The following is an 18,316-nucleotide window of genomic DNA, read 5'->3' on the forward strand; positions in this document are numbered from 1 at the left end:
CTAGTACCCCTCGAAAAAGGGCGTATTTATCAGGTTGAAGAAATACTCGAAACTTTTGAAGAGTGACGATACTCTTAGGATCGTGTGCCTAGAAAGATCTAGTGCATATCCGTGGCAATAGGGGGTGCGTTTATGAATATGCAAAATCGCAACACCGAGGTCTTCGGTCAACCCGAGCATGCCGCTATGCCTACGAGCCAAGTCACGCTGTATGCAGGCGCTCCTGGATCAGGAAAAACACAAACATTGTTCAACATCATGAGTGAACAATGCCGTGCGTTGGGCGATGATTGCGTCGTTATGACCGTTGCTAACCGCCAGATTGCTGATACGCTGTCAGACCAGCTGATTCGCGAACTCGGTGTGAGCTCTCAAGCACGTCCAATTACCACGCTGAATGCAATCGCATTCCGTTTACTGACCGCGCAGCGCATGCGAGAAAACCGTCCTCTGCCACGCCTGATTAACGGTGCAGAACAGGATCTACTGTTACGTAAAGTGCTTGCACGCCATATTGCAGAAGCTGAGGCAGGCGACACCTGCGAAACCTGCCGCCAACTGCGCGCCTACTTTGAGCAAGACCACTGGGAACGCGTGATTAGTAGCCCAGTTATTACTGAAACTACGCCAAAATCTGGGCTGAAAATCGCGCCGAAATCTACCCCTAAGAACGTCTCTTCAGATTCAGTAGATGAGGCGTCAGCATTAACGTTGCCTGCAGAAACCACGACTGACCTGCTTGTTGAAGGCATTGATGGTGAGTTCATTGATCAGTTGCGTGACATGTTGACGCGTATGGCTGAGATTGGCCTCACGTCTGAACAGGAACCAACATATCTGGAAAACGTTGCAAATTCAGGCCTTATGGGTCAGCGTTTACGCACGCAATGGCAGCTTGCATTCTCGTTGCGCCATGAATACAAGACGCTTGTACAAGCAACATTTAAGAGCGAATACCGTTTGGATGCAGCTGAGCTGCTGTCTGAAGCTGCACAGCTCGTATCAAGTAGTGATCATTTTGAAGCGTTAGATGAACTCATTGTTGATGATGTGCAAGATCTGACGCTTTCCGGATTGAGCTTCCTCAAAGCCCTTGCAGCACAAGGGGTAACGCTTGTGCTCGCAGGTAATCCTGATGAAGCTGTACAAACATTCCGCGGTTCTTACCCAGAGTATGTGTTCCGTATTCTGCGCGATGAGCTGGGTGCACAAATGGTGCCTATTGATGCGCATTTTGATGCAACGTTGCTGAACACCATTGCGTCGCGAGTTTCGCTGTCTATTGCCGCTATTGAACCTACTGACCAAGCTATGCCAGATCGTCCAGGAAAGATGCCAATTATGGACGGCGCCTGGCCTATTCATACGCTTGATGATCAAGATAATCGCCTGACTGATGGCACGATGCGTGGCATGGTGTATCGCTCGGACCGCGAGCAAGAAGATGGCGTCGTTTGGCGCATCAAGTCGCTGCATTTAAATCAAAAGCAGCCAGTTGCATGGAATGATATGGCCGTTATTATGCACGATAACGCTGCAATTCGTGCGCTTGGTGCCCGTTTGCGCCGCGATGGCGTGCCTGTGCGTTATTCGTCTGTGACTCGTCCGCTTATTGAAGAGCCATTTGTTCAGGGTTTGTTCGCCATTATTGAGCTTGCTCAAATGCGTCAGCGTGGTATTGCCCACTCAGGTATGACTCCTCGTCAGGCCGCAGGATGGGTACGTTCTCGAGTCCGTATGATCGCCGATAGCCCGCTTATTGATGCCGCTTCTGACACTAATTCGTCGCTGCATATGTCGCGTCCGCTGCGACTCGAGAGTATTGAGTCAGCTATGCGTGCGCTTGATTCGTTGTCTACCGTTATTGCGTCGGAAGATTCTGAATCAGAGCAGTCCTCGAGTGTGCTCACTTCGCTGCAGCAAGATTGGACCGATCTTGCGGCTCAGTTCAACGAGGTTCAGCAGAATACTGTTGATTCCTCTCAATTGTCCATTGACAATTCCAACTTCGAAGAAGCAACTGGAAACGAGAAAGAACTTGGCCTCGGTATTGATGCCATGATGCTCATGCTGATGCATAATGGAGCACCACAATTGCTCGATATGCTTGGACTCATGCTTGGCCAAACACGTCAATATCAGGCATTCCAACGACTGTGGCGCATCATTGATACAGTCGCAAATCGTATGCAAAGAGATACAGAGCATACGGCTGTTTCTGCACTGGAAATTGCTTGGCTTGCTACGGGCGTTGCTAATCGTTGGCAAACAGCATCGTTTACGAATAATGCTGCTGGTCGTGCTGCTAATGATCGACTCGACGTGGCTATGCGTTTATTTGAATATGCACGCGGTGCCAGTGAAGATGCGTCGATTTCAGCATTTATTGATCAAGTGCGACAGCTGCAGATTGAGGCTGATTCGTTGGCTCAAGTGGCACCAATTGATCAAGCGGTTACCTTAACAACGCCTGCCGGCGCTGCTGGCAGGCACTGGGCCTATGTGTTTATGCCAGGCGTGCAAGAAAGTGTATGGCCAAACTTGGCAGCACGAAGCACGATGTTTGGCGGTGAGGAACTTGTGCGCATGGCTTTGTACGGCGTTGCAACCCAGCAGCCGGATGCACTCGATTGGAGTAATGAATCGAGCCGTGAAGTATTGGCCAACGAGCAGAAGAGCTTCCTTGTAGGACTTACTCGAGTCGATACAACGCAACCGCAGTTTGGACTGTGGATGAGCGCAGTTGCCAGCGAAGAAACAGTACCTTCTGAATTCCTTTACGGGTATTGCTCTGAATGGTTCGATCGTGAAGAGCCATATGCGCTGCCATTACGCCGTTTAGCTGATCTACATGACGACACCGATGTAGCACAAGCTGCATGGTCTGATTTGCATACGCTTGATGAAGATACGCGCGGCATTATTGCGTTGGCACGTATTGAATTAGCGAAACAAAACGCTTCTATGCAAGACGAATCCGTTAAGGATGCTGCCATGGCTCTAGCACAACTGGCTTTAGGCGGCGTACATGCAGCAGATCCAAAGAATTGGCCATATGTGGTCAATAGGGAAGTAAAAGAACAAACTGTTGCAGAAACGGAACAGTCGGCTGCTGATGTACAGACTGCGGAAACGCCAACGTATGAACTGCAGTTCAGTGAGGTAGTAGCAGAAGACGGCACGAAACTTGTAGAAACTACAGGCGCACGCTCGGCTCAGCAGGAAACTCAGCAAGCTGATCAACAGCGAACCAAGCATCGTAATACGGTACATAAGCACGTGTCGGATGCCATTCAGCCTGCACAGCCAGAGACGATGACTGTTATGCTTTCGCCGTCTCAGGTGGATAGCTATTGGGATTGCCCGATTTGCGCCAAACTCGACAAGGTCTATTCGGGACCGCAGCGTGGATCCTTGAACCAATCATTCGGTGTGATAATCCATGCCGTTGCAGCATTCGCAACAGAACACCAGTATGACATGCCAAATACGTCAATACCTGGTCTCGATGAATCAGCTGGTACAGAAGCTCGTATTGCTGCACTGACTGACATTATGATGGCTGAATTCACGCGATTAGTGGCCGAACAACCTGAGCTAGAAGAGGGCTCGGATCAGTACGCTGCGCAGCAAGATATGTTGCGTGCCCATGATGTTCTGAGGTCGATTGCGAACTACTTTGTGCTCAGTACAACGGAGCAATATAAGTCGTATGAGGAATGCCCAGTATTAGGTGAACTGGAAAGTGCTCAGGCAGAAGTACCGTTCCAAGCACTGTTCAATCTTCGTGATGTACTCGCTGCATATAACGCAATGCCATCAGTTGATGCCATTGATGAGCCAACGCTGCTCGCTATTATGGAACAGCTTGTAGGTGGCTGGCCGGGATACTCGCCAGAAGGGCTCAACGTTCGTCTTACTGGACGTATTGACCGCCAAGAATGGCGTAAACAGGGAAATGGCTCAGAAGTATTACGCATTATCGATTACAAAACTGGTGTCTCGCATACTGGTCCAGAACAGTATCAAGATCTACAGCTTGTCTGCTATCAGCTAGGCTATGCGTTCCCGCAGCCAGAACATGGGCACAGAAAATACTCGCTAGCTCATATGCCGGTTATTTCTCAATGTGATTTGTTCTATGCCGGTGTGGATGACAAAGGCCATGTGCAATACCCAGCGCAGAGTCATTACCGAGAGAACGTGGCACAGCCAGCACTCTTTGTAAATGGTGCATTGAATGCAGATGCTTATCGACAGCGACCGTATTTCAAGGAAATCTCAAAGCTGTTCAACATTGAGCTCCCTGAAGAAGCTCCAGCAGGAGTAGACGAGCACGCTTGGCAACAGCTCCTTGAACTACGAGGCACTAACGCCATTTGGTCATTAACAATGATTGCTCGTGTGTTCTACGCAGCAGCAGCAAGCGTATCTACTACGTTGACTGCGCATCCAACAGCAGGCCATATGAACCATTGCCAAAACGATGTAAAACACACTATCTGCCCAGCATGCGGCCAAGGAACAGACACCGTATTCGAAACAAGGAGGGCCTGAAATGAGTGCAGCGCCAAAGAAAACTCCTACTGCAGAGCAGGCAGCCATTATTGATGCCGCCCACAATGACACGTTCCTTGTGGTTGCAGGTGCAGGTTCCGGAAAAACATTTACGATGACCGAGCGCATCATTCATTTGATTGATGAGGGTGTGCCACCGCAGCATATTCTAGGCCTGACGTTCACTCGTAAAGCAGCAAGCGAGCTGTTGCAACGTGTTTCTGGTGCCTATACCAGCACATTGAATACACAGCAGACGAATACTGCAGCACGATTCATGAAGCCAGAAGTGTTGACCTATGATGCATTCTTCCAAGGTATTGTGCGCCAATATGGTCTGCTCGTCGGCTTCGACCAGAACGTACAACCATTAAGTGAAGCAGGCGCTCGTCAACTTATTAGTGATGTTGTTTCTGACAATGTAGATCGTTTGATCGCAGCGCCTGATGACTATCAAGCGTTTACCACAGTGGTCGATAAGGTGTATGCGCTTGCAAATGATATTGCAAGCTCCATGATTGGCAACGATTGCCATACATTTGCTGATGCCTGCTCGCGTATTCATGAATGGGACCAAGCATTCATTACGCTGCTGGAATCCTTAATCGGTGACCGTAAGCCTCCTGAAGATACACCAAAAATAGTCGACCATCCAAAAAAACGCACCAAAAAAGAAACCGATACTGAGTATTTGGAGAGGGTCGAGGAGTGGAAAGCTGGAAATGAGCAACAAGGTGAATTAATCGCTGTAAATACGGCTTATGATTTGCTGTCAGCAACGCGTAAGCGTGAGATGCTGCTTTCGCTCGTTGAACAGTATGCGCAAGCAAAGCAGCAGCGTCATATGGCCGAGTTCAGTGATTTCACCATCGCTGCATTCCAGCTCGTAACGCAGTTCCCATCGATTGGCGAGCAGTATCGTCGTCGATATTCGCATGTGCTGCTTGATGAGTATCAGGACACATCCACAACGCAGGCTTCATTGCTGGCTGCATTGTTCCATACGTCAGAGGATCAAGCGGTTTCACCAGCAGCAGTGGGTGCTGTCGGCGATCCTTTCCAGTCAATTTATGCATGGCGAGGAGCAAGCCCTGGTGCATTCCGTATGTTCCAGCGCGATTTCGGTTTACCGCCAACGTACGAGCCATTGCCAATTACAATGACGCGTCGTAATTCAGTATTGGTACTTGAGGCTGCTAATGCATTAACGATGCCATTGCGTCGAGTAGAACGTCGTCGTAGCAGCTCGCCAATGCGTGAGGTTAATGTGCCTGAACTGACGGCATTTAACAAAGACACACTTGGCACCGTGGGCGTGCAGCGATACGCCACGCGAGGCGAAGAAATTGATGGCATCGTGCGGTTTGTGCACGAAGTCCAGCAGCGTTATGCCAAGCTCGATGAATCTGGTAAAGACCCAGACGCACCACATGTTGCTTTGCTGTTCCGATCGAAAACTCATATGGATGAGTACCGTACAGCACTTGAAGCAACAGGTTTAAGTGTGCAAGTTGTTGGTAAGTCTGCATTACTTGATCGTGCAGAAGTGCGCGATGTTTTGGCATTGCTTCATAGTGCTAGCGACCACACTGATGCTGTGCATTTGCTTCGTTTGCTGGCAACGCCGCGTTACCACGTCAGTTCAGAAGATTTGGAAGCATTCGCCAATCTTGCTGAACGGCTCAACACGGAACAGCGCTTCCGTATTCTGCTCGAATCAGGCTTGATTAGCGATAAGCAATTGCAAGACGAGGGAGCCGAACAAACTGATATTCCGTACGAACTTCAGCGCAAGCTTGTTCGTGAATATCGTGATCGTCTGCCAAACAGTGTGTTCCTTATTGATGCGTTGATGCATGACGACCTTGAAACCTTGCTGGAGCAGAGCAATATTTCCGAGCAGGGTCGTGCATCTATTACAGCAGCCGCACAAGCGGTTATGTTGGTACAGCAGTCGATGCATGGTCCTCTTGATGAAGCAGTACGTGTGGCAGCAGAGGCATTGAATCTTGATGTCGATATGGTTGTTGCCGCTGGTTTGCAGGGGCGTACGGATTCGCCGGCAAGTATCCAGTCGCCATTGGATGCATTGCAAAATCTGGTGACTACGTATGTGCAAGAAATTTCGAGCAGCCAGAATGTTACGTTGCGAGGATTCCTCTCGTGGATCGACTCGTTGAACGATGCACAAGACACTACAACGCAGGGTCTTGATGCTGTTTGCGATGTTGTGCTGATGACGGTGCACCAGTCCAAGGGATTGGAATGGGATGCTGTTGTTATTCCTTCACTTGAGCAGAAGAGATTCCCAAGTAATGTCGGCGATCAATTGAAGATCGTAGCGTCAGAAGGCGATGATGCTTGGTCAAAGTATCAGCCAGGTGCAGGAGCTCTGGAAGCTGCTAAACCATGGCAGGCGCCAACCTATGTGGAAACAGCCACGACTTGGATAACACGTGAACAGTCTGTGCCAGTTCCTGTACGAGTGGATGCCAATATTTTGCCGCAGTTCCCGCATGATGCTGCCGACGGCAACAGTGATGATGAAACTGGAGCAGTGGATCCTATCGCTGCACTTCAGCGCATTGATTCGCTGGAATCTCTGGATGATGAGCTTCAAGGTACGCTTCGTGCAACACAAGAATTAGCAGCTTCTCTTGAAGGTATCGATATCAATGCAGATGATTGGTATCTCACGCAGCAGGAAGAATATGGTCGTCGTCTGCATGCTGACGAACGACGTCTTATGTATGTAGCTGTTACTCGTGCAAAGAAGTCCGTGCTGCTCACCGAAAGTGAGAACGGTCTGCTCTCGCGTGATGAGAGGAAACTCCCGCCAAAGAAGCCAGCTAAAGCTAAGAAGCAGCAGGATCAGCAGGAGCAAACGAAGGCTTCGAACTTCTTGCTTGAGGTTGCTGATGTGATGCAATACATGCATGGCGGCGCTCAGGGTGGAATCGTTGATACGCCAACGAATATCACTCCCGTAGAAGAAGGTAGTGAGCAGCAAACTCCAGAAGCACTCGGCTTTAAGCTACCAAAGGGCTTCTTCGTTGGTGACAACGCACAAGAGTTTGAAAATGCAGTTGTTGGTAACGCTTGGAATGAGGAACTTCCTGAAGAGATTGAATCTGATCCGCTGGAATTCCCAACGAGCTTGAGTCCTGAACTTGAGCAGCGCCTTGCTGAATCGGCACAGTTGGTACGCGACGCTATGACCGAGCTGCAGAAACGCGGTGACTCTGCACAAGCAGCGGCTATGGAACTGCCACAGGAATCAACTATGCCATTAACAACGCAGGCTCTGAAGATTCTGCACGATGTTGATCTTGGTGCGTCGGCAGTGCTCAGGGGAGAAGCGCTTGACCGCGAGGTTTCCCGAAAAGCTGCGGCTGTTATGCGTACACATCGTTTGACGGTAACGACTGTGCAGTCGAACGCGGGTGAACAAGATACGAAGCAGCGTCGAGCATTCGAACGTTCGTTGGTGCGCCCAATTCCGCGCGTGACGTCGGCGGCGGCAGAGGCTGGAACGCGTCTGCATAGCTGGGCCGAACGATTCATGAAGGCTGGCAGTGGTGAGTCTCTCGAGTCGCAGGCAACGATGATTAATTCGCTGCATCATGCACAGCAGAAGGTTGAAGCCGAGATCAAGGCATTGGCTGAGGCCGATCAAGCAGCAGAGGCAGAGACGGGACAAGTTGTTTCAACTGCTGAGCAGCGTCGTGAGTTGCGTCGTGAGAAGCAAATGCTGACTTGGCAGCAGCGTCTTGCTGAATCGCAGTGGAGTAGTAGGCAGCTCGAGGCCGCTGAACAGAGCGTTGTTATGGCTGTTCCAGCTCAGGCTCCGTCTGCTGAATCTGCTTCGGCTTCGTCCGGCGCAGCTCCGTCTGACTCGACTGCACCGTCTTCTGAAACGCTCGCCGTTATGCCTGGCAAGCTTGACGCCGTATTCCGCGGTCGTCTTGATGGAACTCATACAGAAGATTGCTTCACAATTGTCGACTGGAAGACTGGTCATCGTCCAGTTGGTGCGGCTGATATCGAGAAAAAGTTGCGTCAGCTTGATTTCTATCGATTACTGTGGTCGCGTATGCGTAGCATTCCGATCGAGCAAATCGATGCGGCGCTCTATTACGTCAGCGAGGCTGAAGAATCACAGCGCACGATTGTGGCAGAGCCGAAGTCTGAGCAGCAGATTCTCGAAGAATTAAGCTCGGGCATTCCACAAAGCAGCGATGAAGACTAATCGGCAACGATGAAGATTCAAACAATGAGGAGTTAATAGTCCAAGCCGAGCAGAATGTAGTTGTAACAAACAACTGAGCGGGTTGAAATGGAAGTCCATCTCAACCCGCTCGGCGTTACTCTATAGAGCTTATCAATTGCTTTGCTGTATCAGACTGCAGGCATATCAAGCGTCTTTGGATGCTCTAACGGTACTTCTTCAAAGCTGTTTGGACCATTATCTCCAGGAATGGAGTAATGGGTGACGCGAACCTTACTAACATTCTGAGAATATTTTGCCTTGCATTCAAAGGCACCGGTCTTATCTGGGGCAATCGTTATACCGGGGCTACTAAAGGCATAGGTTGAATCAACTACATTGTTATCTTTGTCAAGAAGCTCAACTCCGACCCGCTCTACCTTAATATCGGAAGTTGCTGGATTCTTCACAACAACATTGAAATAGTAATATTCAGAGCCTTCGTTGTGATCCGTAATCTCAATATTTACAGGAACAATCTGTACTGTTTTTTCGATCTTAACTTTTGGAAGAATCTTGTCGATTAACGATTGAATATCCACTGAGGCAGGAACTGCTTTGACAAAGTCAATTGAGTATAAAGTTGTGTTTACCGTGAAGTAGTAAGCATTATCGTTGATCTCTTTGTCGTCGTAGCCAGTACTGGTAAATGTTGCCTTAACAGCGATCTCACCATCAACTTTTGCTTCTTCTGTCTTCAGAGAAGTTGCACCAGATAATGAATTCTCTGCTTGTGTTTTAAGTGCTTCGTAAGTTGTTGGCTTTTCATTTAATGCAAACTTATCTCGCGACAGAACGATGCGGATGGACTGATCCTTATCGATCACGTAACGATTCATAACATACGTACTGTCGTTATCGTCAGATTCTTCCCACTTGGAAGAAATAGGCACCTGAATTTTGCCAAAAGTCACTGTTGTATTGGTGTCTGCCTCAATGGGTTCAAGCTTTGCTCCGGGAAGCTCACTTGAGCATGCACTCACGGAAATAAATCCAATAGCCGCAATTAGGCATAGTAATGTTCGAATTAGCTTCTTCATCTTTCGCTTCCTTGCTATTGATTAAAAGAAGGTTGTTTCTCTCGATTGTCATGCTACTCAGCAGTCTTTCTTAGCTTGAATCCTTGCGTGTAATAGCTATAAACAAGGGATAGGCAAGTGCGTAATGGAAGAATGAGGTATCGAAATAGGCTAATAAACCATCGTTGGTTGTGAATAGCTCATTATTTTCAGAACTTTGCTATGGAATAAGACAGGCAAAAGCGGCTAAGCTACATTACGGGCTAGCAAGAAAGGCACAGTATGAATTCGCATCATGCACAGTTGAAGAATGTGGAACGACTTAGGCCAGAAATTGTTGATTATCGTCAAGTGCAATGGGACGATTTCGAGGATATTCTGACGGCATTTGATCGCGTATGGCCTATTGAGATTCCAGGCATCGCTGGTACACCAACTGCTGTGCTCGTTTCTCGCTTCTTGACGCTGCACTTCATGAGCCTGACGACGAATGGTTTTGTTGGTCGTACCTCAAATGGTGAGTTCGCAGGCGTACTGCTTATGCGTGTGCAGGGCAAGCCATATATGTTCCCTGAAGCCGCAGAAGCTTTGGAAATGGCAAAGGGTCTGATGAAGGCTACGCCAAATGGCCGTCGCATGCTTGACTTCCAAGAGCGCTTCCTTGCTGTTGAGAAGGAACTTGAGGATGATTCGCTCGTCAACCAAGATACGCAGGGCGAAATCGAGCTGTTCATGGTCAATACGACTACGCAAGGAATGGGCGTTGGTGGTGCTTTGTGGCGTCGTGCTCAGGAAGAGTTCGCTGCAGAAGGTGTGACTTCGTTCTTCCTGCACACTGATTCCACGTGCGATTACGAGTTCTACGATCACAAGGGTATGCAGCGCGTGGCAGAGCGCATTCACGCTGATCATCCAGAAGACACTGACGTTGAACTTGCTCCAGTGGGCACCGGTCCAATCAGCCTTGACGATGACCAGTACATTTACATGGGCAAGGTGCAAGCCGAGTAATTACGGAGCAAGCCGGGTAACTCAATTACAAGTAAGGTAATTCAAGTACCGACCGAGTAATTCTCAAATAAACGTAATAAAAAATGGGACTGAGCAATTACCAAAGCTCAGTCCCATTTCGTTTCATCACAGATCCAAGAAATTATCGAGGCCAACGGTCAGACCCGGATATTCGCCAGTTTCTACCTTACGAACTGCCAGCAGTACACCTGGCATAAACGAAGTGCGATCGAAGCTGTCAGCACGCAGCACGAGCTGCTCACCAGCATTGCCAAACAGCACTTCTTCATGAGCGTTGAGACCGCGTAAACGCACGGCATGTACGTGCACACCGTCTACAACCTGACCGCGTGAACCGCCATCGGTCTGCGTTGCATCAGGCATCGCACCCAGTCCAGCAGCCTTACGCGAAGCAGCAATGCCTTGTGCCGTATGAATTGCAGTGCCGCTAGGCGCATCCACCTTATCTGGATGATGCATTTCAATGACTTCAGCCGATTCAAAGTATGGTGCAGCAACACGAGCAAAGTAGTCAGCAAGCACAGCTGAAATTGCAAAGTTTGGTGCAATAAACACGCTCTGCTGGGCAGACATAACCCCGCGAACCTGAGCAAGCTTATCTGGCGTCCAACCGGTCGTACCAACAACAACATCAACGCTCTGACCAATAAGTGTCAGCACATTGTTCAGCGAAGCACTTGGCACAGTGAACTCCACAACCACATCGGTGTTGGCAGGGGTAATTGCCGTCAAATCATCACCAGCATCCAGCGCCAGCGCCAATTCCATATCTGGCGCAGCATTCACAGCCTCAACAACGTGCGAGCCCATACGTCCTTTGGCGCCAACAACAGAAACCTTGATCATAGGTTCTCCTTCACAGATCTGCGGAGTTCCGCAACCTCATTTTGCGCATTTCCACACGTCACACTAGCGAATTTCACTGAAGGTTGGCACCCAATGACCAAATGAGCCGAAAATTGGACATTGCACAGCTCCACCTGAGTAAAGCCGCTACGGTGGTGAACCATGACAGACGCAAATGAGATGACGAACGTTCACGTTGATGAGAACGATTCAACTGCATCGATACATTTACTTGATGAGGCGCCATTCGGCCGTGTGCTACCAGCCATGGTGACTCCTATGAAGTCTGATTTTTCAATCGATTATGAGGCAGCCCAGCGCGTGGCCCGCCAGCTCGTCGCCGACGGTGCGGACGGCATTGTGGTCAATGGCACAACGGGTGAGTCTCCAGTCACGCACATTGAAGAAAAGGTCGCGCTGGTGACCGCGGTCAAAGAAGCCGTTGATGTTCCTGTTATTTCTGGTGCGGGCTCGAATGACACCGCCCATACGGTTCGCATGGTTGAGAAGACGCAGGAAGCTGGTGCCGACGCTGTGCTCGTCGTCTGCCCGTACTACTCACGTCCGTCTCAGGAAGGTATTTTCCAGCACTATGCTTCCGTCAATGCGTGCGTTGACAAGCCAATGATCGTTTACGATGTTCCAGGACGTACAGGCGTACGTATCGCTCATGAGACTTACTGCCGTTTGGCTGAGCTCGACCACGTTACGGCTGTCAAAGATGCGTCGGGCGATATTTCCGGCGCCATCCGCAAGCGACTCGACACTGGTTTGACTTGGTATTCGGGCGACGACTCGTTGTTCCTTCCGTTCCTTTCGATCGGAGCTGTTGGCATTATTTCTGTGGCAGCACACGCAGCCGCTGGACCGCTGCATGATCTGGCCGATGCGTTTGACCATGGTGACGTGGTAAAGGCTCAGCAGCTTGCAGGGCAGATTGCACCTGCTATTGAAGCTATGAATGGAGCTGGATTTCAAGCAGGTATGGCCAAGGCTGCGCTGTATGCACGAGGCATTATCGATTCCACAGTGATGCGCTTGCCAAATGTTGGACCAACTCCTGAACAGATTGAACAAGTAGCTCAAGGCCTGCGTGCAGCTAAACTGCTCTGAATGCATGCAGAGGAGTTGACAATCTGCTCATCACAACGAACATGAGTGCAAAGTGCTCTAATTCGATCTGACTTTGTACTTACTAGATTTCAAAAGACTCAGTAGCGCGTAATCATGGTGCGGGCAACTGAGTCTTTTGCTATGTCATTTAAGTTATTGCAATGTAATTTGAATTAATTGCTGTGGCATTTGAGCCTGAGCTATGTTATCTGAGTTGTTGCAATGTCATTTGAACTATTGCCATGGCATATAAGGCCAGGGAATGAATAACCCCTGTAATTTGTTTACTCAATGGTATTCATGCAAGCAATGATGTTCCCGGTCCCACAATAACGGGGGTATATGCACGCGCGCAGCAAAGGCTCTGAGCGGGGGAGCGTGTATAACTAATTGTGGTGACGTGGAAAAGTGCCGCGTCGGTTCTAATGCGTTTGGCATGTTGAGCCTAAGCTCCGTGCCTTCAGACGAATTCGCAATGCATAAGGACCTATAGAACGACACGCATGCTTGGCGAAACGAATACCGCTCAAGCACAACCATGCGGCGTTGTCGACGCAAGTTATCCGCTGCAGACAGCATCTGTTCAGCACAGATTCGGCAAACCGTATGTACATCAAAGACCCCGTTCTGCGCACAGGCGTAGAACACCGAACAGAAACTATAAGAGAAGTAATGACAACAGAACAGAAGGAAACGGCAACGCGTAAACGCGGCTCCGCACGTAAGAAGACCGCACAGGGAGCAAAGGCAAAAGAAACCACAAGGAAGAGCACTCGCCGTAGCACGACCAAGTCGAGCGCAAAGTCCACGAAGTCGACCAAGTCCACCAAGTCGACGAAGGCAACTTCCCGCTCCCGCAAGACCACGAAGCGTTCCACTAAGCCAGCAAAGGCTATTCCAGCAATCGCATCGTCTGATCCACGCGAACACCGCGAGCTGATCGCCCCACCTAAGTACCGCAAGGGCTCTATGCGCATTGTGCCACTCGGTGGCCTTGGCGAAATCGGCCGCAACATGAACGTTATTGAATACAACGGTCACATTCTGCTGATCGACTGCGGCGTGCTGTTCCCAGAAGAAGAGCAGCCAGGCGTTGATCTGATTCTGCCTGATTTCAACTACATCAAGGATCGTCTGGATCGCGTTGAGGCTCTGGTGCTGACGCACGGCCACGAAGATCACATTGGTGGTGTGCCTTACCTGCTCAAGCTGCGTAAGGATATTCCACTGATCGGTTCGAAGCTGACGCTGGCCCTTGTTGAAGCAAAGTGCCGCGAACACCGCATTGAGCCAATCATGCACGAGGTGACTGGCCGCGACAAGATGAAGGTTGGTCCATTCAACCTTGAGTTCGTTGCTGTGACGCACTCGATTCCAGACGCACTCGCAGTGTGCGTGCGTACGCCTGCTGGTTCGCTGATTGATACGGGCGATATCAAGCTCGACCAGCTGCCACTGGATCACCGCATCACCGATCTCGTTGAATTCGGTAAGCTCGGCGAGCAGGGCATTGATCTGCTCATGATGGATTCGACGAACGCTGAGGTCCCAGGCTTCGTGAAGCCAGAAACCTCGATCGGCCCAGCACTTGATATGGCATTCGCTCAGGCTACGCGCAAGATTATTGTGGCAAGCTTCTCGAGCCACGTGCACCGCGTGCAGCAGGTTGTTGACGCTGCTCACAAGTACGGCCGCAAGGTTGTGTTCGTCGGCCGTTCGATGGTGCGCAACATGTCTATCGCAGCAGATCTGGGTTACCTGCACCTGCCAGAAGACACGGTTATTGACTTGAAGCAGGCAAAGGATTACCCAGACAACAAGCTTGTCTACATGTGCACGGGTTCGCAGGGCGAGCCAATGGCTGCACTGGGCCGTATTGCTGATGGCAACCACCGCGATATTACGGTCAACGAGTTCGACACTGTTATTCTTGCAAGCTCGCTGATCCCAGGTAACGAGCATGGCGTCTACAAGGTCATTAACAAGCTCGTGCAAAAGGGTGCTCGCGTGGTCAACCGCGATAACGCAGCTGTGCACGTTTCGGGTCACTGCAACGAAGGCGAATTGCTGTACATGTACAACATCGTCAAGCCAAAGTGCGCTATGCCAATTCACGGCGAGAACCGTCACTTGGTGGCTAACGGCCTGATTGCAGTCAAGACCGGCATCGATCCACAGAACGTGGTGCTTGCAGAAGACGGCGACGTCGTTGATCTGTACCACGGCCAGGCAGCAATTGTGGGCTCGGTCCCTTGCGGTTATGTCTACGTTGATGGCGATTCGGTTGGTGAGCTGACCGATGTGGAGCTCGAGAAGCGCCGCATCCTCGGTTCCGAAGGCTTCGTTTCTTGCTTCACGGTTGTTGATACCGATGCTAAGGAAGTGCTTTCCGGTCCAAAGGTTTACCTCAACGCTGTGGCTGAAGATGAAAGTGAATTCGAGCAGGTGCGCCACAAGATTGTGCAGCAGCTCGAAGATGCCATGATGACGGGCACGAAGGATACCTACAAGCTGCAGCAGATTATGCGCCGCACGCTGGGTAGCTGGGTTGCTCGCGAACTGCATCGCAAGCCAATGATTGTTCCAGTAGTGGCTGATGTCGCTGCTGATATGGACAACATGTTGTCGCAGAACAACTGACAGCACGGTTATCTATCAGCGCGCAATTGAACCTACTGCGAGCACAAGCAGAAATCGTACAACTGAAAAATACCCCCCAAACGTAAGTAATCCCAAGCATTACTACAACAATTGAAAGGAAGGCAAGCATGCCGGGTGCAAACCTGACTAGGACTGAAGCTGAAGAGCGTAAAGAAATCGTCCAGGCTCCAATCCATTACAACGTGGCACTTGATCTGACTCGTGGTCCAAAGGACTTCCTGTCGACTACGACGATTGAGTTCGGCGCAGAGCGCGGCGTGACGACGTTCTTGGATCTGATTGCTAACAATGTTGAGTCCATCGAGCTCAACGGCAAGCAGCTTGATCCAGCAATTGCATTCGCTGACAACCGCATTGAGCTCGCTGACCTCGACGAGCGCAACACGGTGACCGTGGTGGCTTCGTGCCAGTACTCGAACACGGGTGAAGGCCTGCACCGCAGCGTTGATCCTTCCGATGGCAACATCTACATGTACTCGCAGTTCGAGGTGCCAGATGCACGCCGCGTGTACGCTGTGTTCGATCAGCCTGATCTCAAGGCTTCGTTCGACTTCTCGGTCGTGGCTCCACAGAGCTGGATCGTGACGAGCAACATGCCAGTTGCAGAAACTGAGCCTCTGGATCGCATGACCGTGCCTGGCACGATGGGCGATCACGCTGACGAAGCTACGAAGCGCGTGGTCTTCGAGACGACGCCAACGATGTCTTCCTACCTGACCGCAATCTGCGCAGGTCCATACGCTGAATGGCACACCGAGTACGCCAACGAAGATGGCCGCACGGTTCCAATGGCTATGTACTGCCGTCAGGCACTTAAGGACGCTATGGCTAAGGATGTCGACTACCTGTTCGACATCACGAAGAAGGGCTTCGCCTTCTATGCCAAGACTTGGGGCGTTCCATACCCATACGCTAAGTATGACCAGATCTACGTGCCTGAGTACAACGCAGGTGCAATGGAAAACATTGGTATGGTCACGATCCGTGACTCCTACGTGTTCGGCTCGAAGGTTACCGACGCACTGGCTGAGCGCCGCGTCGTGACCGTGCTGCACGAGCTCGCTCACATGTGGTTCGGCGACTACGTGACGATGAAGTGGTGGAACGACCTGTGGCTCAACGAGTCGTTCGCTGAGTTCACGAGTACGCTCGCTACGGCTGAAGCAACCGATTGGAAGGATGCTTGGGCAACCTTCTGCTCCGGTGAGAAGAGCTGGGGTCTGAACCAGGATCAGCTGAGCACGACGCACCCAATCGTGGCTCCTATTAACGATCTGAACGACACCTACGTCAACTTCGACGGCATCACTTACGCAAAGGGCGCTTCTGTGTTGAAGCAGCTCGTGGCATACGTTGGTCGCGATCGCTTCTTCGAGGGCATTAACGCTTACCTGAACCGTTACGCTTACTCGAACGCAACGCTCGCAGATCTGCTGCACGAGCTCGAAGGCACTTCGGGCCGCGATCTGACGACGTGGAGCCAGCTGTGGCTTGAGCAGTCGGGCATTAACACGATGACGACTGAGCTCGTCACCTCTGACGGTGAAGAAGAGAAGATCGCTGAGCTCGCACTCGTGCAGACCGCTCCAGTGGAGCACAACGTGCTGCGTCCTCACCGCCTCGCAATCGGCTTCTACAACGAAGACGAAGCAACGGGCAAGATCGTGCGCACCGACCGCATTGAGCTCGACGTTGATGGCGATCGTACGGTTGTGGAAGAAGCTGCCGGCAAGCCAATGCCAGCCTTCCTGCTGACCAACGATGACGATCTGACCTACACGAAGCTGCGCTTCGATGCTAAGAGCCTGCAGTTCGCTCTCGATAACCTCTACCGCTTCGACGACGCTCTGGCTCGTGCAGTCATCTGGCTGTCGCTGTGGGATATGACGCGTGATGGTGAGCTGCCTGCTGAGCAGTTCATTGCAACGAGCCTCAAGGCTCTGGGCACTGAGCACGAGTCGACGACGTTCCGCTACGCTCTGCAGCAGATCGCAACGACCGTGTGGCACTACACGAACCCTGCAAAGCGCACCGAGATCGCTGAGCACGTGGCACAAGAGCTCTGGAAGCTCGCAGCTGCTGCTGAGGCTGGTTCCGATGAGCAGTTCCAGCTCGCTAACGCTTACCTGACCTACGGCGTTAAGGGTGACGAAGAGTTCGTCAACAACGCTCGTGGTCTGCTTGACGGCCGCATCGTGCTGTCGGGTCTGGAAATCGACAACAACTTCCGCTGGGCAATTATCAGCGCTCTGGCTGCTGTTGACGCTATGTCCGACGACGAAGTGAACAAGGAGCTCGCTGCTAACGAGACGACTGAGAACCGTGAGTTCGCACTCGGCGCTCGTGCAAAGCGTCCAACGGCTGAGGCTAAGGACTGGGCATTCGAGCAGGCACTGCGCAACATGGATCTGACGAACAGCCAGCTCGAGGCAGTGGCCAACGGCTTCTCGGCAACGCCAGATGTTGAGCTTGCTAACGCTTATGTTGATCGCTTCTTCAACGAGCTCGACTGGATCTGGAAGAACCGTACGTTCCACATGGCTGAGGCTCTGATCGAGGGCCTGTACCCTGTGTACGCCGATCCAAAGAAGCTCGTCGAGGCTGGTGAAGCATGGCTCGGCTCGCACGCTGATGCTGACAACGCTCTCAAGCGCATGGTGCTCGCTAACGTCGAGTCCTCGCAGCGTACGCAGCGCGTGTGCGCTTTCAACTCGGCTCTGTGAGCTGCAGTTGATGAGCTGCTAGTTTGAAACGATAAATAATTTGACCCGTCATCCGTGTTACGTGCGGATGGCGGGTCAAATTGTTTCCTAGGGGAATT

General features: G+C 51.1%; 8 protein-coding genes. 6 read left to right on the top strand and 2 right to left on the bottom strand.

Translation table 11 applies throughout. The features are described from left to right. Nucleotides 1-138 precede the first annotated feature (138 nt). Nucleotides 139-4,557, top strand: a complete 4,419-nt coding sequence (locus tag D2E26_RS00675; protein WP_241218810.1) for a PD-(D/E)XK nuclease family protein — start codon at nt 139-141, stop codon at nt 4,555-4,557. Nucleotide 4,558: 1 nt separating this feature from the next. Next, nucleotides 4,559-8,806: an ATP-dependent DNA helicase gene (locus D2E26_RS00680; RefSeq protein ID WP_125962795.1), complete on the top strand. Its 4,248-nt coding sequence runs from the start codon at nt 4,559-4,561 to the stop codon at nt 8,804-8,806. A 149-nt stretch (nt 8,807-8,955) separates the two neighbouring features. On the opposite strand, the gene D2E26_RS00685 is transcribed toward D2E26_RS00680, so the two are convergent. Beyond that, a complete protein-coding gene (locus tag D2E26_RS00685) occupies nt 8,956-9,864 on the bottom strand; it encodes a hypothetical protein (RefSeq protein ID WP_125962796.1) in 909 nt (302 codons plus the stop codon). A 261-nt stretch (nt 9,865-10,125) separates the two neighbouring features. Here D2E26_RS00685 and D2E26_RS00690 point away from each other — a divergent pair, with 261 nt between their 5' ends. Next, nucleotides 10,126-10,854, top strand: coding sequence for a GNAT family N-acetyltransferase (locus D2E26_RS00690; RefSeq protein WP_125962797.1), 729 nt, complete (start codon nt 10,126-10,128; stop codon nt 10,852-10,854). A gap of 126 nt (nt 10,855-10,980) precedes the next feature. On the opposite strand, the gene dapB is transcribed toward D2E26_RS00690, so the two are convergent. Further along, nucleotides 10,981-11,721: a 4-hydroxy-tetrahydrodipicolinate reductase gene (dapB, locus tag D2E26_RS00695; RefSeq protein WP_125962798.1), complete on the bottom strand. Its 741-nt coding sequence runs from the start codon at nt 11,719-11,721 to the stop codon at nt 10,981-10,983. 162 nt (nt 11,722-11,883) lie between these two features. On the opposite strand from dapB, the gene dapA reads away from it, so the two are divergent. From dapA to pepN, 3 genes are all read left to right on the top strand, one after another. After that, entirely contained in the window at nt 11,884-12,834 is a 951-nt protein-coding gene (gene dapA, locus D2E26_RS00700; RefSeq protein ID WP_420897182.1) for a 4-hydroxy-tetrahydrodipicolinate synthase, read from the top strand. 672 nt (nt 12,835-13,506) lie between these two features. After that, nucleotides 13,507-15,474 carry a ribonuclease J gene (locus D2E26_RS00705; RefSeq protein WP_125962799.1) on the top strand — a complete coding sequence of 656 codons (1,968 nt, stop codon included), beginning with the start codon at nt 13,507-13,509 and terminating at the stop codon, nt 15,472-15,474. A gap of 128 nt (nt 15,475-15,602) precedes the next feature. Continuing rightward, on the top strand, nt 15,603-18,218 hold the full coding sequence (pepN, locus tag D2E26_RS00710) for an aminopeptidase N (RefSeq protein WP_125962800.1): 2,616 nt from the start codon (nt 15,603-15,605) through the stop codon (nt 18,216-18,218). The last annotated feature ends 98 nt before the right edge of the window (nt 18,219-18,316 follow it).

Origin of the sequence: Bifidobacterium dolichotidis (genome assembly GCF_003951975.1) — a bacterium.
Classification (GTDB): domain Bacteria; phylum Actinomycetota; class Actinomycetes; order Actinomycetales; family Bifidobacteriaceae; genus Bifidobacterium; species Bifidobacterium dolichotidis.

What these genes read in the sequence shown, in the direction of transcription:
- D2E26_RS00685 (WP_125962796.1), bottom strand. Translation starts at nt 9,864, where the DNA reads ATGAAGAAGCTAATTCGAACATTACTATGCCTAATTGCGGCTATTGGA.
- pepN (WP_125962800.1), top strand. Translation starts at nt 15,603, where the DNA reads ATGCCGGGTGCAAACCTGACTAGGACTGAAGCTGAAGAGCGTAAAGAA.
- D2E26_RS00690 (WP_125962797.1), top strand. Translation starts at nt 10,126, where the DNA reads ATGAATTCGCATCATGCACAGTTGAAGAATGTGGAACGACTTAGGCCA.
- D2E26_RS00680 (WP_125962795.1), top strand. Translation starts at nt 4,559, where the DNA reads ATGAGTGCAGCGCCAAAGAAAACTCCTACTGCAGAGCAGGCAGCCATT.
- dapB (WP_125962798.1), bottom strand. Translation starts at nt 11,721, where the DNA reads ATGATCAAGGTTTCTGTTGTTGGCGCCAAAGGACGTATGGGCTCGCAC.
- dapA (WP_420897182.1), top strand. Translation starts at nt 11,884, where the DNA reads ATGACAGACGCAAATGAGATGACGAACGTTCACGTTGATGAGAACGAT.
- D2E26_RS00675 (WP_241218810.1), top strand. Translation starts at nt 139, where the DNA reads ATGCAAAATCGCAACACCGAGGTCTTCGGTCAACCCGAGCATGCCGCT.
- D2E26_RS00705 (WP_125962799.1), top strand. Translation starts at nt 13,507, where the DNA reads ATGACAACAGAACAGAAGGAAACGGCAACGCGTAAACGCGGCTCCGCA.